General features: G+C 73.1%; 19 protein-coding genes. 4 read left to right on the top strand and 15 right to left on the bottom strand.

Annotated elements, in window-relative coordinates; translation table 11 throughout:
• Positions 1-16: 16 nt before the first annotated feature.
• The 11 genes from AB0J76_RS29125 to AB0J76_RS29075 form a co-directional block, all read right to left on the bottom strand.
• Complete coding sequence (locus tag AB0J76_RS29125) at positions 17-3,118, bottom strand: 2Fe-2S iron-sulfur cluster-binding protein (protein WP_352322765.1); 3,102 nt, start codon at positions 3,116-3,118, stop codon at positions 17-19.
• Positions 3,115-3,363, bottom strand: coding sequence for a sarcosine oxidase subunit delta (locus AB0J76_RS29120; RefSeq protein ID WP_352322764.1), 249 nt, complete (start codon positions 3,361-3,363; stop codon positions 3,115-3,117). The genes AB0J76_RS29125 and AB0J76_RS29120 overlap by 4 nt, the downstream gene beginning before the upstream one ends.
• Positions 3,363-4,565: a sarcosine oxidase subunit beta family protein gene (locus AB0J76_RS29115; RefSeq protein ID WP_352322763.1), complete on the bottom strand. Its 1,203-nt coding sequence runs from the start codon at positions 4,563-4,565 to the stop codon at positions 3,363-3,365. The genes AB0J76_RS29120 and AB0J76_RS29115 overlap by 1 nt, the downstream gene beginning before the upstream one ends.
• On the bottom strand, positions 4,562-6,955 hold the full coding sequence (locus AB0J76_RS29110; RefSeq protein WP_352322790.1) for an FAD-dependent oxidoreductase: 2,394 nt from the start codon (positions 6,953-6,955) through the stop codon (positions 4,562-4,564). Before AB0J76_RS29110 ends, AB0J76_RS29115 begins: the two co-directional genes overlap by 4 nt.
• 82 nt (positions 6,956-7,037) lie before the next feature.
• Positions 7,038-7,661, bottom strand: a complete 624-nt coding sequence (locus tag AB0J76_RS29105; RefSeq protein ID WP_352322762.1) for a GNAT family N-acetyltransferase — start codon at positions 7,659-7,661, stop codon at positions 7,038-7,040.
• A 26-nt stretch (positions 7,662-7,687) separates the two neighbouring features.
• Entirely contained in the window at positions 7,688-8,446 is a 759-nt protein-coding gene (locus tag AB0J76_RS29100) for a glucose 1-dehydrogenase (protein ID WP_352322761.1), read from the bottom strand.
• A 1-nt stretch (position 8,447) separates the two neighbouring features.
• The gene (locus AB0J76_RS29095; RefSeq protein WP_364391062.1) at positions 8,448-10,727 is read right to left on the bottom strand and encodes a tetratricopeptide repeat protein; all 2,280 of its coding nucleotides are present in this window, start codon (positions 10,725-10,727) and stop codon (positions 8,448-8,450) included.
• A 19-nt stretch (positions 10,728-10,746) separates the two neighbouring features.
• On the bottom strand, positions 10,747-11,502 hold the full coding sequence (locus tag AB0J76_RS29090; protein ID WP_352327716.1) for a hypothetical protein: 756 nt from the start codon (positions 11,500-11,502) through the stop codon (positions 10,747-10,749).
• Between the two features lie 52 nt (positions 11,503-11,554).
• Positions 11,555-12,367, bottom strand: coding sequence for a diaminopimelate epimerase (dapF, locus tag AB0J76_RS29085; protein WP_352327717.1), 813 nt, complete (start codon positions 12,365-12,367; stop codon positions 11,555-11,557).
• 9 nt (positions 12,368-12,376) lie between these two features.
• A complete protein-coding gene (miaA, locus tag AB0J76_RS29080) occupies positions 12,377-13,282 on the bottom strand; it encodes a tRNA (adenosine(37)-N6)-dimethylallyltransferase MiaA (protein ID WP_352327718.1) in 906 nt (301 codons plus the stop codon).
• 40 nt (positions 13,283-13,322) lie between these two features.
• Complete coding sequence (locus tag AB0J76_RS29075) at positions 13,323-13,871, bottom strand: methylated-DNA--[protein]-cysteine S-methyltransferase (protein ID WP_352327719.1); 549 nt, start codon at positions 13,869-13,871, stop codon at positions 13,323-13,325.
• On the opposite strand from AB0J76_RS29075, the gene AB0J76_RS29070 reads away from it, so the two are divergent.
• The gene (locus AB0J76_RS29070) at positions 13,870-14,775 is read left to right on the top strand and encodes a ribonuclease Z (RefSeq protein WP_352327720.1); all 906 of its coding nucleotides are present in this window, start codon (positions 13,870-13,872) and stop codon (positions 14,773-14,775) included. The two genes, AB0J76_RS29075 and AB0J76_RS29070, sit on opposite strands and share 2 nt — an antisense overlap.
• Positions 14,776-14,826: 51 nt before the next feature.
• Here the strand turns inward: AB0J76_RS29070 and AB0J76_RS29065 are convergent, their stop codons facing one another.
• The 3 genes from AB0J76_RS29065 to AB0J76_RS29055 all read right to left on the bottom strand — a co-directional run bounded on the left by AB0J76_RS29065 (position 14,827) and on the right by AB0J76_RS29055 (position 16,991).
• Positions 14,827-15,498, bottom strand: coding sequence for a hypothetical protein (locus tag AB0J76_RS29065; RefSeq protein WP_352327721.1), 672 nt, complete (start codon positions 15,496-15,498; stop codon positions 14,827-14,829).
• Positions 15,499-15,536: 38 nt separating this feature from the next.
• Complete coding sequence (locus AB0J76_RS29060) at positions 15,537-16,283, bottom strand: isocitrate lyase/phosphoenolpyruvate mutase family protein (protein WP_352327722.1); 747 nt, start codon at positions 16,281-16,283, stop codon at positions 15,537-15,539.
• 159 nt (positions 16,284-16,442) lie between these two features.
• Entirely contained in the window at positions 16,443-16,991 is a 549-nt protein-coding gene (locus tag AB0J76_RS29055; RefSeq protein ID WP_352327723.1) for a hypothetical protein, read from the bottom strand.
• Between the two features lie 409 nt (positions 16,992-17,400).
• Between AB0J76_RS29055 and AB0J76_RS29050 the strand changes: the two genes are divergently transcribed.
• A complete protein-coding gene (locus tag AB0J76_RS29050; protein WP_352327724.1) occupies positions 17,401-17,769 on the top strand; it encodes a hypothetical protein in 369 nt (122 codons plus the stop codon).
• A gap of 68 nt (positions 17,770-17,837) precedes the next feature.
• Here AB0J76_RS29050 and miaB read toward each other — a convergent pair whose 3' ends face one another.
• Positions 17,838-19,331, bottom strand: a complete 1,494-nt coding sequence (miaB, locus tag AB0J76_RS29045) for a tRNA (N6-isopentenyl adenosine(37)-C2)-methylthiotransferase MiaB (protein ID WP_352327725.1) — start codon at positions 19,329-19,331, stop codon at positions 17,838-17,840.
• A gap of 137 nt (positions 19,332-19,468) precedes the next feature.
• Between miaB and AB0J76_RS29040 the strand changes: the two genes are divergently transcribed.
• Together AB0J76_RS29040 and AB0J76_RS29035 are read left to right on the top strand one after the other, a co-directional pair.
• The gene (locus AB0J76_RS29040) at positions 19,469-20,224 is read left to right on the top strand and encodes an amino acid ABC transporter ATP-binding protein (RefSeq protein WP_352327726.1); all 756 of its coding nucleotides are present in this window, start codon (positions 19,469-19,471) and stop codon (positions 20,222-20,224) included.
• Between the two features lie 25 nt (positions 20,225-20,249).
• A complete protein-coding gene (locus AB0J76_RS29035) occupies positions 20,250-21,101 on the top strand; it encodes a glutamate ABC transporter substrate-binding protein (protein ID WP_364391053.1) in 852 nt (283 codons plus the stop codon).
• The last annotated feature ends 115 nt before the right edge of the window (positions 21,102-21,216 follow it).

The following is a 21,216-nucleotide window of genomic DNA, read 5'->3' as shown; positions in this document are numbered from 1 at the left end:
GTACCCCTAAATGGTCTTATAACGCTAAAACAGCGTCCAAGAGCCACTCTGCCAGGTAGGTGGTGAACGACGACCTGACGTGGATCCGGTACTCGCCGGGCGCCCGCCGTTCCAGGATCACCGCGGCCCTGCCCAGCAGCGTCTGCGCGTGCCCGGGGAACACGTCGGGGTGCAGGTCCACGGGACAGCCGGTGATCAGGACGTCGTCCGCCCCCGGCCCGGACAGCTCCAGGATCGTCCGCTGTCCCGAGACGTCCACCCAGCCGGGCCCCGGCGCGGCGTCCCCGGTCACCAGCCACCACGACGGGCCGAGCCGCAGGCCCACGCCGGGATCGGCGCCCCTGACCTCCCACATCGGCTCGAACGGCAGCTCGCGCAGCCGCACCGCGGGCCCGCTCGCCGCCGCGAACCGCCCGGCGAACGCCGCCGCCGGGCTCTCCCGCGCCGGAACGCCTTCGAGCGCCGCGGGCGCGTCCTCCTCCAGAGGGTCGCCGTCGCGGCGGGCGTTGTCCGGGTCGTACAGGACCGGGTCGACGACCGTCACGCCGGTGGCCGCCGCGCCCGACACCGCCGTGAGCCGGTCCCCCGGCACGACGTCCCTGACCATGGCCAGCCCGAACGTCCGGCCGAGCGCCGCACTGACGTAGCCGGAGGTGACGTGCCCCAGCATGGGCGCGCCCGGCCCGCCCCTGACCAGCTGGGCGCCCTCCTCGATCGGCGCCGCCGGGTCCTCGGCGAGCAGGCCGACCAGGCGTTTGCGGCCCTCGCGGGCGGTGTCGGGGCGGGCGTGCGAGCGTTTGCCCACGAAGTCCGGCTTGCGCGGGGAGACGATCCACGACATGCCGAGGTCCTGCGGCGTGACCGTGCCGTCGGTCTCCTGGCCGACGATGGCGAACCCCTTCTCGGCCCGCAGCACGTGCATCGCCTCGGTCCCGTACGGCACCGCGCCCAGCTCCAGCACCGCCTCCCACAACGCCCTGCCGTACGGCCAGGGCACGTTGACCTCGTAGGCCAGCTCGCCGGAGAAGCTGATCCGGAACACCCGGCCGGGCACGCCGAGCACGTCCGTCTCCACGTACCGCATGAAGGGCAGGCCGAGCGCGCCGGGCGCGACGGCGGCGATCACCCGCCGCGCCTTGGGGCCGGCCACGGCGACCGTCGCCCAGTGGTCGGTCACCGAGGTGAAGGAGACGTCGAGCCGCGGCCACTCGGTCTGCCGCCACTCCTCCAGCCAGTCGAGCACCGCGGCGGCGTTGCCGGTGGTCGTGGTCGTCAGGTAGTGGTCGGCGGCGAGCCTGGTCGTGGTGCCGTCGTCGAACACCATGCCGTCGGCCCGGCACATGAGCCCGTAGCGGCAGGCGCCGACGGCGAGCGTGGAGTACATGTTGGTGTAGATCCGGTCCAGGAATTCGCCCGCGTCCGCGCCCCGGATGTCGATCTTGCCCAGGGTGGAGGCGTCCATGGCGGCGACCGAGGTGCGGGCGGCCCGGCATTCGCGCGCCACGGCGGCCTGCATGGTCTCGCCGTCCAGCGGGAAGTAGCGGGGGCGTTTCCACTGGCCGACGTCCTCGAACACGGCGCCCGCCGCGACGTGCGCGGCGTGCATGGAGGTGGTCCTGACCGGGTCGGAGAGCGCGCCCCGGTCGCGCCCGGCCAGCGTCGCGAACGACACCGGCGTGTACGGCGGCCGGAACGTGGTCGTGCCCACCTGGCCCGGCGCGGTCCCGAGCAGCGCCGACATCACGCCCACGACGACCGTGCCCGACGTCTTGCCCTGGTCGGCGCCGGTGCCCGCGGTGGTGTAGCGCTTGACGTGCTCGACCGAGCGCATCCCGGCGCCGGTCGCCCTGGCCAGGTCGGCCACGGTCACGTCCCGGTGCAGGTCGGCGAAGGCGGGCTCGTCGCCGTCCCCCTCGACCAGCCACAGCGCGGCGGGTGGCCGCGAGGGCCGTTCGTCGCAGTCGGGCACGCGGAGCTCGCGGGCGGCGGACCCGGCGGCCTCCCGGCCGGCGGCGTGGCCGTCGGCGATGGCCTCGCGGGTGCCGTACCGGCCGCGGCAGGCGCCGGCGGAGCATTCGGCCTGCGCCGAGACGTCCGGCACGAACGCCTGCAACCCCTCGTCGAAGCGCACCCGCCCCTGCGACTGGCTGAACAGGTGCACGGCGGGGTTCCAGCCGCCCGCCACGGCCAGCAGGTCGGCCTCGATGTGCCGCTCCCCCACCCGCACGCCGGTCAGCACGCCGTCCGCGCCGGCCGTGGTGCCGGTGATCACCTGCCCGGCCAGGGCGCCGGGGGTGAGCCCCTCGGGGCGCGGATCGACGATCGCGGCGATCTCCACGCCGGCCGCGCGCAGGTCCGCGGCGGCCTCGTAGCCGGAGTCCGCGCAGGCGAGGACGACTGCCCGGCGGCCGGGGAGCACGCCATACCGGTTGACGTAGGCGCGGGCGGCCGAGGCCAGCATGACGCCGGGCCGGTCGTTGCCGGGGAAGGCGAGCGAACGCTCGTGGGCGCCGGTCGCCAGGATCACCCGGCGGGCCCTGATGTGCCACAGCCGCTCGCCGCGCGCCCGCCGCTCGACGGCCACCACGTAGTTGTGGTCGTGGTAGCCGACGGCCGTGGTCCTGGTCAGCACCCGCACGCCCGACAGGTCGAGCGAGTCCACCCAGTCGAGCGCGGGCGCGCCGTCGAGCAGCACCCGGCTGTTCAGCAGGTCGCCGCCGAGGCGGGGCTGGTCGTCGAGCAGGATCACCCGGGCCGCGCGCGCCGCGGCGGCCGCCGCGAGCCCGGCCGGGCCGCCGCCGACCACCAGCACGTCGCAGTGCAGGTACGCCTTGTCGCAGCGCCGGTCGTCGGCCGCGTCGAGGTCCACCCGGCCCTTGCCGCGCAGGCTCCACGCCGCCAGCCCGTCGTACAGCTCCACGGTCGTGGCCGCCAGCATCGGGTCGGCGCCGACGCGGACCAGGGCGTTCGGCTCCTCGGGGCCGGCCGAGAAGACGCCGCGCGGGCGGCCGGACTCCACGCCCCGGCCCACCACCCGCACCCCGTTGCGCAGCAGCGCGGCGGCCAGCGTGTCGCCCGGCTCCCCCTGGAGGGGACGGCCGTCGAAGGTGAACCTCATGGCGCCTTCCTGATCTCGTGCGTGACCGTGTGCCGTTCGACGGTGAACCAGGTCCGGCAGCCGTGCGTGTGGAACCAGCGTTCGCCGAACCAGCCCTTGGGGTTGTCGCGCAGGAAGACGTAGGCGGCCCACTCCTGGTCGGACAGCTCGCCGGGGGCCTGCGGGTAGGCGATCCCGGCCTGGCCGCCGTAGTGGAACTCGGTCTCGTCGCGGGGGCCGCAGTGGGGGCAGTCGAGGAGCAGCATCAGTGGGCCACCGCCGCCGCGCCGTGCTCGTCGATGAGCGCGCCCGTGGTGAACCGCTCCAGCGCGAACGGCTCGGCGAGCGGGTGCGGGCGGCCGTTGGCGATCGTGTCGGCGTACACCCAGCCGGAGCCGGGGGTCGCCTTGAAGCCGCCGGTGCCCCACCCGGCGTTGACGTAGAGGCCGTCCACGGGGGTGGCGCCGATGATCGGGGAGGCGTCCGGCGAGACGTCCACGATCCCGGCCCACGTCCGCAGCACGCGGACCCGGCTGAACAGCGGGAACAGCTCCAGGGCCGCCGCCATCTGCGCCTCGATCACGTGGCACCCGCCGCGCTGCCCGTAGGAGTTGTACGCGTCGATGCCCGCCCCCATGACCAGCTCGCCCTTGTGCGCCTGGCTGACGTACACGTGGACGGCGTTGGACATGACGACGCAGTCCAGCACCGGCTCCAGCAGCTCCGACACCAGCGCCTGCAGCGGGTGCGACTGCAACGGCAGCCGGACGCCGGCCCGCTCGGCCAGGACCGAGGTGTGCCCGGCCGAGGCGAGCGCGACCGTGCCGGCCGCGATGGGCCCGCGCGAGGTGCGCACGCCGGTCACCCGGTTGCCGGTGATCTCGAACCCGGTCACCTCGCAGCCCTGGATCAGGTCGACGCCGTACGCGTCGGCCCGGCGGGCCAGCGCCCAGGCGACGTGGTCGTGCTTGGCGATGCCGCCGCGCCGCTGCAACGTGGCCCCCAGGACGGGGTAGCGGGCCCGGTCGGAGACGTTGACGACGGGGCAGAACTTCCTGACCTCGTCGGCGTCCAGCCATTCGGCGTCCACGCCGTTGAGCCGGTTGGCGTTGACCCGCCGCCTGCCCTCGCGCACGTCGTGCAGGTTGTGCGCCAGGTTGAGCACGCCGCGCTGGCTGAACTGCAGGTCGTAGTCCAGTTCCGCGCTCAGGCCCTCCCACAGCTTCAGCGAGTGCTCGTAGAGTGCGGCGCTCTCGTCCCACAGGTAGTTGGAGCGGATGATGGTGGTGTTGCGGGCCATGTTGCCGCCGGCCAGCCAGCCCTTCTCCAGGACGGCGACGTTCGTCAGGCCGTGGTTCCTGGCCAGGTAGTAGGCGGTGGCCAGGCCGTGCCCGCCGCCGCCCACGACGACCACGTCGTAGGAGGGCCGCGGATCGGGGTTGCGCCAGAGGAAGCCGGGGTGGGTCAACGTCTGATCTTCTCCATCCGGGGGTCGAACAGCGGCTCGGCGGCGACCTCCGCGGGCACGCGGCGGCCGAAGTAGGAGATGTCCACCCGCGTCCCCGGTCCGGCCAGCTCGGCCGGCAGCCAGGCGTAGGCGATCGGACGGCCGATGGTGTGCCCGTACGCGGCGCTGGTGACGTACCCGGCGACGCGGCCGTCGTGCCGGACCGGTTCCTTGCCCATCACCACCTCGGCGCTGAGCAGCGGCACGAGCCTGCGGGACGGCTCGGCGCGCAGCGCGTCGCGGCCGTAGAAGTCCTTGTCCCGCTTGACCGCGAACCCCAGCCCGGCCTCGTACGGGTCGTGCTCGGTGGTCATGTCCACGCCCCAGAGCCGGTACCCCTTCTCCAGCCGGAGGCTGTTGAACGCGGCCCGCCCGCCCGCGACCGGCATCCCGGTGGCCCGCAGCGTGTCCCACAGCTTGAGCCCCATGTCGGCGCCGGTGTAGAGCTCCCAGCCCAGCTCGCCGACGTACGAGACGCGCATCGCGAGCACCGGGACCTGCCCGACGTACCCGGAGCGGCAGGTGAAGTAGCGGAAGCCGTCGTTGGACAGGTCCATGTCCGTGAGCCCCTGCACCAGCTCCCTGGCCTGCGGCCCCCACACGCCGACGCAGCAGGTGCCGGGCGTGATGTCCCTGATGTGCACCCCGCGGGGGGCGTGCCGGGTCAGCCAGTCGAGGTCGAGGTTGCCGTTCGCGCCGAGCTGGAACCTGTCCTCGGCCAGCCGCGCGGCCGTGAGGTCGGAGCGGATGCCGCCGCCGGCGTCCAGCAGCAGGGTGTAGGTGACCGTGCCGGGCTTCTTGTCCACGTTGTTGGTGGTCATGTGCTGGAGGAAGGCCGCCGCGCCCGGACCGCTGACCTCGATGCGCTTGAGCGAGGTCATGTCGTAGAGCGCGACCCGCTCGCGGGTGGCCCACGCCTCGGTGGCGGCGACGGGCGACCAGTGGCGGCCGGCCCACGCGTCCCGCCGGTCGGCGCCGATCCGCGGCTCTTCGAGGCCGGCGAGCAGCGGCTCGTTCGCCTCGAACCAGTGCGGCCGCTCCCATCCGGCCGACTCCAGGAAGTACCCGCCCAGCTCCACCTGGCGCGGGTAGAACGGGCTGGTCCGCATCGGCCGCGGCGACTCCATGGGCTGCAACGGGTGGATGACGTCGTAGACCTCGACGAAGTTCTGCCTGCCGCGCTCCTCGACGTAGGCGGGCGACAGCTGCGCCTGCTCGAACCTGGCCAGCTCGCACTCGTGCAGGTCCACCTGCGACCGGCCGGTCACCAGCAGCTCGGCGACCGCCCTGGCCACCCCGGCCGAGTGCGTCACCCAGACGGCCTCGGCCAGCCAGAACCCGTCCAGGTGCGGCGCCTCGCCGATCAGCGGGAAGCCGTCGGCGGTGAAGGAGAAGACGCCGTTGATGCCGTCCTCGTACTTGGAGCCGGCCAGGGCGGGCAGCAGCTCGGCGGCGTCGCGCCAGGCGGGTTCGAAGTCCTCCTCGGTGAACGCCTGGACCGAGGGCATGGTGGTGCCCTTGGGGCCGATCTCGTGCTGGGCGACCGGCATGGGGCGGTGGGCGTAGGAGCCGATGCCGATGCGGTCGCCGTGCTGCCGGGCGTACAGGTCGCGGTCCTGGTGGCGCAGGATGGGGCCCTCGGGCTGCGGGGGCAGGGGGCCGGACTTCGCGTACTGGTGGGCCAGCGGCAGCAGCGGCACGGTCAGCCCGGCCATCTCGCCGATCGACGGGCCCCAGAATCCGGCCGCGCAGACGACCACGTCGGCCGGGATCGTCCGGTACTCCCCCGCGGCCAGGCAGGACACGCCGGTGACCCGGCCGCCCTTGCGCTCGACGCCGGTCACGGTGTGCCCGCCGAGGAAGCGCGCTCCCCGTTCGGTGGCCCGCGCCGCCTGCGTCTCGCCGCAGGCCACGGCGGCGGCCAGGCCGTCGCTCGGCACGTGGAAGCCGCCCAGCACCCGGCCGCGGTCCAGCATCGGCCACAGCTCGGCGCACTGCGCGGCGTCCAGCAGGCGGCCTTCGACGCCCCAGGACTGCGCCCAGCCGAGCTTGCGGTGCAGGTCGGTCCAGCGCTCGGGGGTGGTGGCCACCTCCAGCCCGCCGACCTGCCGGAAGCAGTGCGCGCCGAGCGCGCTGTACTTGCGCACGGTGTAGGCGGCGAACTCGGTCATGGTCTTGGACGGGTTCGTCTGGAAGACCAGGCCGGGGGCGTGCGAGCTGGAGCCGCCGGCGGCGAAGAGCGGGCCCTGCTCCACCACGGTGACGTCGTTCCAGCCGCGTTCGGTGAGCTCGTCGGCCACCGCGCACCCCACGATCCCGGCTCCGATGATCACCACGCGCGGCCGACCCATCACGCCTCCGGTTGTTCCTTAATACGCAACACGCACCGGACTACGCAACGAACATAAGGCCCTGGATCCCCGCGGACAAGAGCTAGCCGAGCGGCGAGGTGTCCCGTCCCAGGTACGTCACCGGGCCGGCGTCGGCCACCGCCAGCTCCACGAAGCCGAGCCGGTCGTAGAAGGCCCGCGCGGGCGCGTTCGTGCTGACCATCCCCAGGTGCAACCGCGGCACCCCGGCGGCGCGCAGGCCGTCGACCAGGGCGCTCATGAGCCGGCGTCCCCAGCCCTTGCCCTGCCAGTCGGGCAGCAGGTCGATGTGCAGGTGGGCGGGGTGGCCGGCCAGCTCGGGGATCAGCATGCGCTCGGGCCGGTGGTGCAGGGCGAGCATCACGTCGTCCGCGGTGACCGGCGGGTCGGCGGGAAGGGGGCAGCGGGCCGCGGACGCCGGGATCCACTCCTCGCGGTAGCGGCGGACGAACGCCGCCGTGTCCGCGGTGCCCACGACGTAGCCGACGGCCTGGCCGGTGCCGTCGTCCACGACGTGGGCGTGCTCGGGCTCCAGGGTCACGTAGGGGACGGCGAAGATGTCGCCCATGAGCAGGTCGGAGGCGTACTGGCCGCGGGCGTCGCCACCGGCGTCGGCGGTGCGCACGCAGATGTCGTAGACGGCGGCCAGATCGGCCGGACGGTAGGAACGTACGAAGGGGGCGGTCATTCCCGACAACGTACTAGAAGAACCGTCTAGGTGATCAGGATGCCGCCGTCCACGGGCAGCGTGACACCGGTGACGTACGACGAGGCGTCGGAGGCCAGGAAGACCGCCGCCGCCACCAGCTCGGCCGGGTCGCCGGGCCGCTTCATCGGCACCCGCAGCTCCAGCATGCGTTCCAGGTAGCCGGGCGGATACTGCTCGGTCATCTCCGAGGCGAAGAACCCCGGCTCCAGGCAGTTGACCCGGATGCCGCGCCGGGCCGTCCACTGCTGGGCCAGGTCGCGGGTGAGCCCGGCTACGGCCGCCTTCGAGGCGCTGTAGGCGGCCTGCGGCAGCCCGGCGGTGGTCGCGCCGAGGATGCTGCCGATGTTCACGATCGACGAGCCCGGCCGCATCACCCGCGCGCACGCCTGCGCCATCCAGTACGTGCCGTGCAGGTTGATCTCCACCACCCGGCGGAACTCCTCGGGCCGCTCGCGCAGCGCGGGCACGGCGGTGCCGACGCCCGCGTTGTTGATCAGCACGTCGACCGCGCCGAACTCGGCCACGGCCGCGGCCACCAGCGCGTCGCACTCCTCCGGCGCCGCCACGTCGGTCGGGACCGCAAGACAGCGGCGCCCGGCCTCCTCGACCAGGCGACCGGTCTCCGCCAGCCGGTCCGCGCGCCGGGCGCCGATCACGACGTCGGCGCCCGCCTCGGCCAGCCCGCGGGCGAAGGCCACGCCCAGCCCCGACGACGCGCCCGTGACGATGGCGACCTTGCCGTCGAGGCTGAAGCGCTCCAGCACGTCAGAGCCCGTATTCCTTGACGATGCGCTCGTGCCGCTCGACCTCGACGTCGATCTCGCGGGCCAGGTCGAGCCAGGCCAGCGGGTGCACCCAGCGCTCGGTGGCGTCGTCGAGCAGGGCGTCGACCTCGGCGGCCGACACGTCCGGCGGCACCGCGACCCAGCCGAACACGCCCGGCAGCGACTCGCCGCTGGTCGGGTGGGTGACGGTGTAGTTCTCGTCGCTGTAGACCCACATCGGCCAGCCGCGCTCGGCCATGACCTCGGTGAACTCCGCCCAGTCCTCCTCGCTCGGCGCGGCGCCGTCGAAGAAGTAGCTGGTGTAACCGCCGGGACGCAGGATGCGCACGGCCGCGAACGGCGGCACGAAGTTCTGCTGCTCCTGCGGGTCTTCCGGGACGGGCTCCAGCAGCTGCGGGTCGAACACGACCAGGTCGCCGGCGTTGTAGTCCATGCCGCGCGGCTGCGGCAGCGCCAGCCGGGCGGTGGCCGGACCGGTGCGGATGGACAACACCTGGCGCTGGCCGCCGTCGGGCGCCGGGAGGATGAGCCGGATCAGGCCCATCTCCTCCTCGATCGGGCCCTGCTTGGACTTGATCGGCATGCCGATCTTGGCCGCGCCCTTGCGCACGGTGTCCCAGTCTTCCGCCGAGGTGGCCATGACGACCATGCGCCAGGTGTCCTCGTCGGTCAGCTCGTCGAGCACCTCCGCCAGCACGCCGGCGGCCCTGTCGTTGTGGTCGAGCTGCTGGGCGGCGCCGGACAGCAGGCGCCTGGCCTCGATGCCGGCCCCGGCCGCGACGGCGTGCTCGGCGGCGTCGAGCGTCTCCGGCCAGCGCTCGCGGGCGCTGTGGAGCCTGGCCAGCGCGAGGTACTGGGCGGCGTGCGGCAGCAGCGCGGCCATCTGCTCCAGCCGCTCGTCCTGGCGGGCCTCGATGAGCAGGGTGGTCAGGTAGGCCACGTCGTCGGGGTCGGCCGAGGCGATGTCGCCGGAGTCGACCAGCAGCTTCCAGTAGATGTCGGCGCCCGCCGCGGGGAAGCCGAGGAAGCCGAGCGTGGTGGTGTGGCGGCGGGTGGCCTCCAGGTCCTCGCCGGACAGCGGCGCGAGCCAGCCCACCCACTTCTCGGGGTCGGCGTTGAAGCCGTCGGCGGCGTCGAACAGGCCGACCCGCTCGGCCAGCGGCCCGGGGGCCGCGGGCTCGGCGGCGGCGTCGGCGGCGGCCCGCAGCGCGGCGACGCGCTCGGTCAGGTCGCCGGTCTCGCCGCGCAGCTCCGCCGCGCCGGACTCGGCCAGGTCGGCCAGCAGCCGGGCCTGCCACACGCCGCTCCTGGCGACGGCCAGGTCGCCCGCGACCAGCGCGAGCTCGACGCGGGCGCGGTAGCCGCCCATCATGCCGAAGTAGTCGATCCACTGGCGCAGCACCCGGCCGAGCTGCCAGGTGTTGGTGATCTGGGAGGACCCGGCCAGCTTGGCGACCGCGCGCGACCACTCGACGAAGACGCGCGGGTGCTCACCGACCACGTCGAGGTCGGGCAGCGCGTCGACGGCCTCGGCCGTGCGGCCGAGCTCGGCCAGGATGAGCGCGCGGCGCACGCCCTCGCGATGGGCCTTGGCGGGCGGGTCGTCGGGGGCGAGGTCGGCGGCGGCCTGCAGGGCGGCCAGCGCGTCGTCGGCCCGGCCGGCGGCCAGCAGGGCACGGGCGCCCTCGGCGCCGAGCTCCCAGCTCGCCGCGCGACCGGCCGTGCGCAGCCGCTCGACCGCGGACTCGGCGTAGGCGACGGCCTCACCGGCCTTGCCCGCGTCGACGAGCGCCGCGACGTACTGGGTGGCCAGCCCGCTGAAAGCGGGCCGCTCCGGGCTCATGCCCTCCAGGAAGGCGCCCACCGTCTCCAGGCGGTCGCCGGCGTAGCCAGGGCCGTCGGTGTTGGCCCACACGATGGCCATCGCCTCGACGGCGGCCGGGGTGGCCGGGCAGTCGCGCACGTCTTCGCGCTGGGCGAACGTGAGCAGCTGCCGTGCGTCGTCGATGGCCACCGCGCCCTGAGCCCGGTCGCCGATGCGGCCCATGAGGTGCCAGTAGCGGGCGTAGAACTCCAGCCAGGGCAGCTCCAGCGTCTCGGCCTGCTGGGCGATGGCCGGGGCCATCACGTCGAGCTGCGGATACCGGCCCTCGTAGGCCTGTGCGGGAAGGTCTCCCAGCGCCATGGCGAGGCCAACGTTGCCCGCCTCGGAAAGCTGCTGCTGGGTTTCGCCGACCCAGGCCCAGATGTCCACGTCCATGGGCAGTCAGTCTGCCAGGTCAACGAGCGTGCCCAAAACGCAGAAGCTCGATCAGCTCGTCCGATTCGTTGTCGCGCAGGACCGAGAAGACCGGGGCCATCAGGTCATCGGTGGTCTCCTCGACCTGGGCCCGCCGCGCCACGACGTCGGGGCCGGGGGTGGCGTAGGGCTCGGGCCAGGTGAAGAACCTGGCGATCGTCACGCCGTCGGCGTAGCCGAAGGGGGTGGTGTCGTGGACGGCGGCGAGCGTGGCCTCCAGGGGGTGCAGGCCGGCCGCGAGCACGGCGTCGGCGTGCAGGCCCCCGCGCAGCTCGCGCAGGACGTGCATGAGCTGGACGGCGCGCGCGGGCGGGTCGTCCGGCAGCGGCACCGCCCGCCAGCCGGCGAACAGCGGCGCGCCCACCGGCGAGGCCTGCGCGACGACCGGTTCGAGCAGCTCGGCGATGCGGGCGCAGCCGTCGTAACCGCCCAGCTTGCGCCGGCCCCACTGCCTGCACGCCTCGGTGTAGAGCTCGACGGCCTGCTCGACGGGCATCTTCCTGCCGCCGTTCCAGCTCTCCTCGACGTGGGCGGCAGGGAAGAAGACCGCCACCGAGGTGACGACGTCGGCGTGGCACTCGCCGAGCACCCCGCAGCGCCCGCGGAAGTACAGCTCGCGCGGGCCGAGCCCGTGCTCCTCGCAGACGGCCTTGGCCTCGCGCGAGACCATGAAGCCGCCGCCGTACTGGCCGATCGGCGCCTTGACCTGGACCGCCGTGGTACGCGGGTCCGCCATCCTCAACCCCTCCTCGGTTCGGAAAGTGGACCCAGAATCCCTCAGGAGAACATCATTCTGCAAGCATCAGCTCGCCGCTCGCCAGGATCACCGCCGGGCCGGACAGGTAGCTCGTGTCCTCGTCGAGGATGACGGTCAGCGAGCCGCCGGTGACCTCGACGGTCCAGGTGCCGGTGGTGTCGCCGGACATGTGCGCGGCGGCCACGGCGGTCGCCACGGCGCCGGTGCCGCAGGAGCGCGTCTCGCCCGAGCCGCGCTCGTAGACCCGCATCACCACGCGGCTGACGCCGACCGGGTTGAACAGCTCGATGTTGACGCCCGCCGGGAACACCCCGGTGTCGAAGCCGGGCTGGTGGCTGAGGTCGAGCTGGACGACCGGGTCGCCGATCGCGCAGGCCAGGTGGGGGTTGCCCATGTCGACGTGGAGGCCGGAGTACTCGTGGCCGCCGACGCCCGCCACGCTCTCGCCCAGCACCGCCGGCTTGCCCATGTCCACCGTGATGTCGCCGTTGGGCTCGACCCGGACCCGGCGCGGGCCGCCCCTGGTGGCCAGGCAGAACTCCGTGCCCTCCACCAGCCCCGCGTCCACCAGGTAGCGGGCGAAGACGCGGACGCCGTTGCCGCACATCTCCGCGACGCTGCCGTCGGCGTTGCGATAGTCCATGAACCAGTCGGCCACCGCGGCCTGCTCGGCCACCTCGGCGTGCTGCTTGGTCCTGGCGACCCGGAGCACGCCGTCGGCGCCGATCCCGGCCCGCCGGTCACAGATCTTGGCCACGAGCGCGGCCGTCACTTCCACGCCGTCGTCGGGATCGGGCAGGATGACGAAATCGTTCTCGGTGCCGTGCCCCTTGAGAAACCGCATTGCCTGAGTTTATGCCGCACCCGGGTCGGCGATGTGCGCCAGGGATCGTTCAAGCAGGTCGGGGGCGTCGTACGGGAGCCAGCGCACCCGCGGGTCGCGGCGGAACCACGACTCCTGGCGGCGGGCGAAGCGCCTGGTGGCCCTGACCGTCTCGGCGAACGCCTGCTCCTCGGTCCATTCGCCCTCCAGGAACCGGATGACCTGGGCGTAGCCGAGCGCGCGGCCCGCCGTGCGCCCCTCGGCCAGGCCCTGCCCGAGCAGCGCGCGGACCTCCTCGACCAGGCCCGCCGCCCACATGCGCTCGACCCGCAGCTCGATGCGCTCGTCGAGCTCGGGCCGCGGCACCTCCAGGCCGAGCTGCACGCTGGGGTAGACGGCGTCGTAGGACGGCATGGTGGCCGAGAACGGCCGGCCGGAGTGCTCGATCACCTCCAGCGCGCGCACGATGCGGCGGCCGTTGCTCGGCAGGATCGCCTCGGCGGCGGCCGGGTCGAGCTCGCGCAGCCGCTCGTACAGGGGGGCCGGGCCGCGCTCGGCCAGCTCCTCCTCCAGCCGGGCCCGGATCACCGGGTCGGTGCCGGGGAACTCCAGGTCGTCGAGGGCCGCCCGGACGTAGAGGCCGCTGCCGCCCACCAGCACCGGGACGTCGATCTTCGCGAACAGCTCCCTGGCCAGCCGCTGGTACTCGGCGACGCTGGCCGTGACCGTGACGTCCCAGATGTCCAGCAGATGGTGGGGGACGCCGCGCTGCTCGGCGGGGGTGAGCTTGGCCGTGCCGATGTCCATGCCGCGGTAGAGCTGCATGGAGTCGGCGTTGACGCACTCGCCCCCGAGCCGGAGCGCGAGGTCGACGGCGAGATCGGACTTCCCGGCCGCCGTGGGGCCCACGACGGCGATGACTGGCTGCTGGCGCACACCGACCAGTGTGTCAACTGTCCGGGTGTGGACGGACCACCTACAGGTCGAGGAGCGTCTGCTGGAGGTATCCCTCGTGGGTCAGCAGCCAGCGCTTGGTCTCCACCCCCACGCCGCCGCTGAACCCGCCCAGCCCGTTGCCCGCGACCACCCGGTGGCAGGGCACGAAGATGGGGATCGGGTTGGAGCCCATGATCGAGCCGATGCCGCGGGCCGGCACGCTCGACCCGGCGCGCCGGGCCAGCTCGCCGTAGGTGACGGCGGTGCCGTACGGGACGCGGTGCAGGGCCTGGAGCACCTGCAGCCGGGAGCCCGTCATCAGCCGCCAGTCCACGGGGATGCTGAACGTGCGCAGCTCGCCGGCGAAATAAGCGTTCAGCTCGGCGACGGCGCAGGCCGTACGATCCGCATCATGAACCTCAGCCAGGCCGAGCCGGTCCGCCAGTCCGGCGGGCGACCCCCATCCCGAGGCGACCAGCCCCCGCTCGGTGACGGCCACGACGAACGGGCCGACCGGCGTCGGCACCTCGGCGAACGCGACCGTGGACAGCGTGGACAGCGCGGACTGCGTGGGCTGCGTGGTCATCATGTCCTCACGTGAACTCGTGGTGCTGGGCACCTCCAGCGCGGTGCCCACCCGACACCGTAACCACAACGGGTATTTTCTGCGCTGGGACGGGCAAGGCTATCTTTTCGACCCCGGCGAGGGCACGCAGCGCCAGATGCTGCACGCCGGGCTGAGCGCGAACGACGTCCACTGGCTGTGCGTGACCCACTTCCACGGCGACCACTGCCTGGGCGTGCCCGGGGTCGTGCAGCGCATCGCCCGCGACCGGGTGCGCCATCCGGTGCGCGCGGTCTTCCCCGCCGCCGGCGAGACGTACTGGCGCAGGCTGCGGCACGCGGCCGCGTTCGCCGACACGAAGGTGATCGAGGAGCATCCGGTCTCCGGCGCGCTGGCCGGGGTGGGGCCGCTGATCGCCCGCCGCCTGTCCCACCCCGTCGAGTCGTACGGCTACCGCATCCAGGAGCCGCCCGGCCGCCGCATGCTTCCCGACCGGCTGGCCCGCCACGGCATCCGCGGCCCGGAGGTCGGCGAGCTCCAGCGCACCGGCTCGGTCCGGGGCGTCACGCTCGCCGAGTGCAGCGAGCCCCGGCCGGGGCAGAGCGCCGCGTTCGTCATGGACACCCGCCTGTGCGACGCCGTGTTCGAGCTGGCCTCCGGGGCCGACCTGCTGGTGATCGAGTCGACGTTCCTGTCCGCCGAGGGCGCGCTGGCCAAGGAGTACGGGCACCTGACGGCGTTCGAGGCGGGCGTGGTGGCGGCCGACGCGGGCGTGCGCAGGCTGGTGCTCACGCACTTCTCCGAGCGGTACGGGTTCGCCGAGGAGCCGTCGTTCGTGGCGGAGGTACGGCGGAGCTTCGACGGCGAAGTGATCACGGCCCGCGACCTGATGCGCATCCCGGTCCCCCGCCGCCGCCCTCTGGCCTGACACGCCTTCCGATGCCGGCCTCAGGTTGACGCGCCTCCCGGTGCCGTCTCGTCAGCTCCACACGGCCGCGAAGTAGCCGACGCCGTAGGGCGAGGACCGCATGAGCAGCGTGCCCGTCAGCGGCGTGCCCTCGGCGGCGCCGGCCAGCACCTGGAGGGCCGCGCGGCCGGTCACCCAGAGCCGGTCTGCCTCGACGGGGTCGAGCGCGGCCAGCGCCGCCGCGTCGGCCGTGCCGACCGCCTCGGCGATCAGGTCGTCGTACGGCTGCGCCGCCTCGTCGTACCGGCCGGGGGCCCGCGGGGTCAGGCAGGCCGAGCCGTCGGCCATGACCAGCAGCGCGACCCGTCCGAGTGCGGCCAGCCCGGCGCCGATCGCCCGGCACTCGGCCGGAGTGGCGGCGAAGGCGACCGCCTGCGCGGCAACCCCGTCGGCGTCGGCCGTGGGGGGCTGTTCGGGGTCGTTCAGGAGCCGGCGGCCGACGGTCAGGGACAGCGGCAGCACGGGCACGCCCTCGCCCACCGTGACGTCGAAGCCCCAGGGCCGCAGGGTGCCCGCGGCGGCGCCGTCGTAGGAGCGGGTCGTCTCCGCGCCGCCCACCACGACCAGCACGTCAGGACGGGCGGCCCGGAGCGCGGCGACCGCGATGCGACAGGCCGCGCGCAGCTCGGGCAGCCCGGTCACGATCAGCGGGGTTTGCGGGCAGACGGCCGCGGCGACAAGCACGAGCGCAAGCGTACGCGCCACCCGCCACGACCCGGCGGTCAGGTCGTGTAGGGGTCGCGGCCTTGGGCGACGGCGGCGAGCAGGCCCTGGGTGTAGGCGTGGGCCGCCTGGTGGAGGCCGCCGCCGAAGCTGATCCTGGCCACCCCCAGCTCCGCCAGCCGCGCGTACGACGGCGCCTTCGGCCGGAACAGGATGTTCACCGGCCCGCCCACCTCGGCGACGAGGGCCGCGATCTCGCCCTCGTCCTCCAGCGTGATCGGGTACACGCAGTCGGCCCCCGCCTCCAGGTAGCGCCGCGCGCGCGACACCGCCGCCGCCCGGTCGCGCACGCCCCGCACGTAGGTGTCGACCCGCGCGTTGATCACCAGGGCGTCGCCCGCGGCCGCCCGCATCCCGGCCAGGAAGTCCGCCTGCGCCCCTGCGTCGACCAGCTCGCCGGTACGCGGGTCGGAGTCCTCCACGTTGCAGCCCACCGCCCCCGCCTCGGCCAGCCGCTCGGCCAGCTCGCCCGGCGCGAGCCCGTAACCGCGTTCGACGTCGGCGGTCACGGGCACGTCCACGGCCCTGGCGATGCGGGCGACGGCGGCCATCATCTCGCCGACCGGCGTGCTCTCGCCGTCGGCGTACCCCAGCACGCGGGAGACGGCCGCGCTGCCGGTGGCCACCACCGGGAACCCGGCCTCCTGGACCGCGCGCGCCGAGGCGGCGTCCCAGACGTTGGGCAGGATCAGCGGGCTGCCGGGCACGTGCAGCCGTCGCAACGTGGCCGCTCTGTCAGTCGTCATGCCCGGCACCCTACGAGGACGGCCGGCTCTCCAGCAGATCCATTACCGGCCGGAAAGGGCGAACCACTTGGGGGCGGTGGCTCACAGGCGATGTCTCAGGCGGTGGCTCACAGGCGGTGGCTCACAGGCGGTGGCTCAGGCGGTGGCTCAGGCGGTGGCTCAGCAGCCGTTCTTGGCGCACTGGCCGCTCAGCTCACCCGCGGGGCCGTCGGCGGGAAGGTCGCCCTCCGGCTGCGGGGCCATGGTGGGCGTGCCGGGCTTCTTGCCGGTGCCCGTCCGGGTCGTGTCGCCGGCGCGGTCGGAACCGGTCGATCCCTTGTCGGCGGGGTCGGGGCCGCCGCCCGTGTCCGTGACGGCGTCGCCCATGGCGGAGTCGTCGGAACCGTCGGCGGGCAGGCCGTCGTCGGTGGCGGTGGGGGCGTCGGTGGGGGCGTCGGTGGTGGCGTCGCCCATGGTGGCGTCCTCGTCGGCCTCGAACACCTCGTCGCCGACGCTCGTGGCCGGGGACGGGCGGCCGGAGCCCTGCTCCTGCTGGGCGCTCTGGCCGGGCTTGGCCGCCAGCAGGTAGCCGGCGCCGCCCGCGGCGAGCACGCCGACGAGGGCGAACGCGGCGATGACGGCGGTCTTCCTGCTCTTGCCGGGGGGCCTCGGGGACGGGCCCGGCCCGGAGAGGATCTCCTGACGATCCGGCTCGGTCGGATCATGCATGGTGGTGCAGCTCCCTGCGGTCGTATCGGGGAAAGCTCGCCGGCTTCCGCGGGTGATGGACCACACTAGCCGCAACAGCGGAATGCTCGCACACCAATCACAAAGGAATCACGACTTGTCCCCCCAAAGATCTGTTTGCCCAGGTGGCCGTCCCCGGCTGGGCGCCGCGGTGGGAGCGGCCGGGGTACTCGTCACGGCCGGCCTCGGGATTTTCCTCGCATTCACCAGTTCTCCGGAATCGCGCCCGCAAAACCGCCGTGAATTCGATCAGGAAACGCCGCTTATCCCAAGATCGTATTTTCCTTCGCAGATCGCCGGCTCACCGGTGGCCGAGCCGTCCCCGGCGCCGGCCACCCCGTCGGCGGGCCCCTGGTCGCCCGGCCCATGGTCGCCGGGCTGGATGGAGGCCGTGCCGGCACCCGACCGGCCCACGGCGACGCAGCCGGAGCCGGAGCTGGGCGAGCCCTCGCTCCCTCCGGGCAAGGGCAGGCCGGTGAAGGGCGAGCTGTCGTCGCCGCTCTCCCCCAGGGCGCTTCCCACGCGTCCGCCGCTGGTGGCGCCGCCGCGTCCGTCCCGGCGGGCCGCCGTACGCCGTCCGGCTCCGCACGCGTCCCCGCAGGCGCCGCCCAGGGAGCGGGTCGTGCCCGAACCGAACCGTCAGGCGCCTCCCCCGCCGCCGCCTCCCTCCGTACGGCCCGGCGGGCCCGACCCGTGCGCCACGTTCGACGACTTCCGCCGGCAGCCGTGCTACAGCTTCCTCGACCGCCTCAGGCGCTGACCCACGCGGAACTCCCCGCCGTCCCGAAGGAGCGGCGGGGTGCGGGAACGCGGTGACGATGCGGCGGCTCAGTGGGCCGAGCAGGCTCCGGCGGCCGGAGCGGGGGCCGCCGGGCGGCCGACGGACGGCATGCCGAGCAGCACGCCGGGCCCCTTGGCCGGGGCGCCCTGGCGCGCCTCCCAGGCGTCGCCGGCCCGCGTGCGCCGCACCGCCCGGACCGCGCCGTCGGCGACCAGGTGGTGGGGGGCGGCGTAGGTGACCTCGACGGTGACCATGTCACCGGGCCTCGGGGTCTCCTCGCCCACCGCGAAGTGCACGAGCCGGTTGTCGGCGGCGCGGCCGGACAGGCGGCGCGTGGCGTCGTCCTTGCGGCCCTCGCCCTCGGCGACCAGCACCTCCAGCGTGCGGCCGACCTGCTTCTTGTTCTCCTCCCAGGAGATCTCCTCCTGAAGGGCCACCAGGCGCTCGTAACGCTCCTGGACGACCTCCTTCGGGATCTGGTCCTCCATCGTGGCCGCCGGGGTGCCCGGACGGATGGAGTACTGGAAGGTGAAGGCGTTGGCGAAGCGGCTCTGCCGGACGACGTCGAGGGTGGCCTGGAAGTCGTCCTCGGTCTCGCCGGGGAAGCCGACGATGATGTCGGTCGAGATGGCCGCGTCGGGCATGGCGGCCCGCACCCGCTCGATGATGCCCAGGTAACGCTCGGCGCGGTAGGAGCGGCGCATGGCCCGCAGCACGCGGTCGGAGCCCGACTGCAGCGGCATGTGCAGCTGGTGCATGACGTTGGGCGTCTCGGCCATGGCGGCGATGACGTCGTCGGTGAAGGCGGCCGGGTGGGGCGAGGTGAAGCGCACCCGCTCCAGGCCCTCGACGTCGCCGCAGGCGCGCAGCAGCTTGCCGAAGGCCAGCCGGTCGCCGAACTCGACGCCGTAGGTGTTGACGTTCTGGCCGAGCAGGGTCACCTCCAGGACGCCCTGGCCGACCAGCGTGCGCACCTCGGACAGGACGTCGCCGGGACGGCGGTCCTTCTCCTTGCCGCGCAGCGACGGCACGATGCAGAACGTGCAGGTGTTGTTGCAGCCGACCGAGATCGCGACCCACGCCGCGTAGGCCGACTCGCGCTTGGTGGGCAGCGTGGAGGGGAAGACCTCCAGCGACTCCTTCAGCTCGACCTGCGCCTCGCCGGCCACCCGGGCCCGCTCCAGCAGCACCGGCAAGGAGCCGATGTTGTGGGTGCCGAAGACGACGTCGACCCAGGGCGCCTTGCGGACGATGTCGCCCTGGTCCTTCTGGGCCAGGCAGCCGCCCACCGCGATCTGCATGCGCGGGTTGTCCATCTTGGCCGGCCGCAGATGGCCGAGGTTTCCGTAGAGGCGGTTGTCGGCGTTCTCCCGCACGGCGCACGTGTTGAACACGACGACGTCGGCCGTCTGGCCGTCGGGGGCCGGCACGTAGCCGGCGTCTTCCAGCAGGCCGGAAAGGCGCTCGGAGTCGTGCACGTTCATCTGGCACCCGTATGTGCGCACTTCGTACGTGCGGGCGCTCTCCTGGGTCACAGTCATGGCAGGTTCAAGGGTAGTCGTTGTCCGGCTCGCGGCAGCCGCCCCCGTCTAAAACACCAGCTTGACGGCTCGATGTGACCGGATCGGTACCACCTGGTTAGTGACCAGCGTCTTAATGACCTCTACCGTTTTGGTCCATGACGGAGAACGGCGACGCCACTCCACTCGTTCAGTTGGAGGGCGTCAACAAGCGCTTCGGGGCGTTGCACGTCCTGAAGGACATCAACTTGACCGTCTCTCGTGGCGAGGTTCTGGTGGTCATCGGCCCTTCGGGCGGCGGGAAGTCCACGCTGTGCCGGACGATCAACCGCCTGGAGACGATCGACGACGGCAGGATCGTGTTCGACGGCCAGGTGCTGCCCGAGGAGGGCAGGGGGCTGGCCAGGCTGCGGTCCGAGGTCGGCATGGTGTTCCAGTCCTTCAACCTGTTCGCGCACAAGACCATCCGCGAGAACGTCACGCTCGGCCCGATCAAGGTGCGCCGCAAGGACCGCAGGGCGGCCGACGCGCGGGCCATGGAGCTGCTGGAACGGGTGGGCATCGCCGCGCAGGCGGACAAGTACCCGGCCCAGCTCTCCGGCGGCCAGCAGCAGCGGGTCGCGATCGCTCGTGCGCTGGCCATGGACCCGAAGATGATCCTCTTCGACGAGCCCACCTCGGCCCTGGACCCGGAGATGGTCCAGGAGGTGCTCGACGTGATGATCGGGCTGGCCCGCGACGGCATGACGATGATGGTCGTCACGCACGAGATGGGATTCGCCCGCCGGGCCGCCAACCGGGTGGTCTTCATGGCGGACGGACAGATCGTGGAGGAGAACACCCCCGACGAGTTCTTCACCAACGCGCAGACCGACCGCGCGCGTGATTTCCTTTCGAAGATCCTCACGCACTGAGATTTTGAGGCAGGTATACATGCACATGCGTCGTTTGGGAGCGGTGGTCACGGGAGTGGGCATGCTCGCCGCCCTGGCCGCCTGCGGCGGTGACAAGACCTACGCCAGCGTCCTGGAGAAGGTGCAGGACGGCGGCAAGGTCGTGGTGGGCACCAAGTGGGACCAGCCGAGCCTGGGCTTGAAGAAGGGGTCGGAGCCGGAGGGCTTCGACGTCGACGTCGCCAAGGCCGTGCTGAAGGAGATGAACGGCGGCAAGGACGCCCAGATCGAGTGGAAGGAGTCGGCCTCCTCCAACCGCGAGCCCTTCCTCCAGAACGGCACCGTCGACATCATCTTCGCCACGTACTCCATCACCGAGGAGCGCAAGGCCAAGGTGTCCTTCGGCGGCCCGTACGTGATCGCGCACCAGGACATCATGGTCCGCAAGGACGACGCCGCGATCAACGCCCCGCAGGACCTCAAGGGCAAGAAGATCTGCAAGGCGGCCGGCTCCAACTCCTACAAGCGCGTCACCGACCCGCCCCCGGACGGCAAGCTCGACATCGACGCCACGACCGTCGACGCGGCCAACTACTCCGAGTGCGTGCAGAAGCTGTCGGGCAGCAACCTCGACGCCGTCACCACCGACGACCTGATCCTGGCGGGCTTCGCCAAGCAGGCCGGCGGCAACTTCAAGGTGCTCGGCCAGGGCTTCACCGACGAGAAGTACGGCATCGGCCTGAAGAAGGGCGACACCAAGACGTGTGAGGCCGTCAACACCGCGGTGAAGAAGATCTGGGACAACGGCACCATGAAGCAGCTGCTGGAGAAGTGGTTCGGCGGCATCCAGGGCCTGAAGCTGTCGGAGACCGCGCCCCCGGCCGAGGGTTGCAGCTAGTCACGCCAGCGGCGGGGGGCGGGGTCCCGGCGCCCCCCCCCACAAGAGGGGGGGCGCCAAGGGGTATAAAAAAAAAAAAAAAGACCCACAACCCGAGGGGGGCGGGGGGGACAAC

Source organism: Nonomuraea sp. NPDC049624 (genome assembly GCF_040675255.1).
GTDB lineage: Bacteria > Actinomycetota > Actinomycetes > Streptosporangiales > Streptosporangiaceae > Nonomuraea.
This window is presented reverse-complemented; position numbering and strand designations above follow the sequence as displayed.

Coding starts and splice junctions, on each gene's coding strand:
- AB0J76_RS29125 (WP_352322765.1), bottom strand. CDS start 3,118: ATGAGGTTCACCTTCGACGGCCGTCCCCTCCAGGGGGAGCCGGGCGAC.
- AB0J76_RS29120 (WP_352322764.1), bottom strand. CDS start 3,363: ATGCTGCTCCTCGACTGCCCCCACTGCGGCCCCCGCGACGAGACCGAG.
- AB0J76_RS29110 (WP_352322790.1), bottom strand. CDS start 6,955: ATGGGTCGGCCGCGCGTGGTGATCATCGGAGCCGGGATCGTGGGGTGC.
- AB0J76_RS29105 (WP_352322762.1), bottom strand. CDS start 7,661: ATGACCGCCCCCTTCGTACGTTCCTACCGTCCGGCCGATCTGGCCGCC.
- AB0J76_RS29095 (WP_364391062.1), bottom strand. CDS start 10,727: ATGGACGTGGACATCTGGGCCTGGGTCGGCGAAACCCAGCAGCAGCTT.
- AB0J76_RS29090 (WP_352327716.1), bottom strand. CDS start 11,502: ATGGCGGACCCGCGTACCACGGCGGTCCAGGTCAAGGCGCCGATCGGC.
- dapF (WP_352327717.1), bottom strand. CDS start 12,367: ATGCGGTTTCTCAAGGGGCACGGCACCGAGAACGATTTCGTCATCCTG.
- AB0J76_RS29070 (WP_352327720.1), top strand. CDS start 13,870: ATGTCCTCACGTGAACTCGTGGTGCTGGGCACCTCCAGCGCGGTGCCC.
- AB0J76_RS29075 (WP_352327719.1), bottom strand. CDS start 13,871: ATGATGACCACGCAGCCCACGCAGTCCGCGCTGTCCACGCTGTCCACG.
- AB0J76_RS29060 (WP_352327722.1), bottom strand. CDS start 16,283: ATGACGACTGACAGAGCGGCCACGTTGCGACGGCTGCACGTGCCCGGC.
- AB0J76_RS29055 (WP_352327723.1), bottom strand. CDS start 16,991: ATGCATGATCCGACCGAGCCGGATCGTCAGGAGATCCTCTCCGGGCCG.
- miaB (WP_352327725.1), bottom strand. CDS start 19,331: ATGACTGTGACCCAGGAGAGCGCCCGCACGTACGAAGTGCGCACATAC.
- AB0J76_RS29040 (WP_352327726.1), top strand. CDS start 19,469: ATGACGGAGAACGGCGACGCCACTCCACTCGTTCAGTTGGAGGGCGTC.
- AB0J76_RS29035 (WP_364391053.1), top strand. CDS start 20,250: ATGCGTCGTTTGGGAGCGGTGGTCACGGGAGTGGGCATGCTCGCCGCC.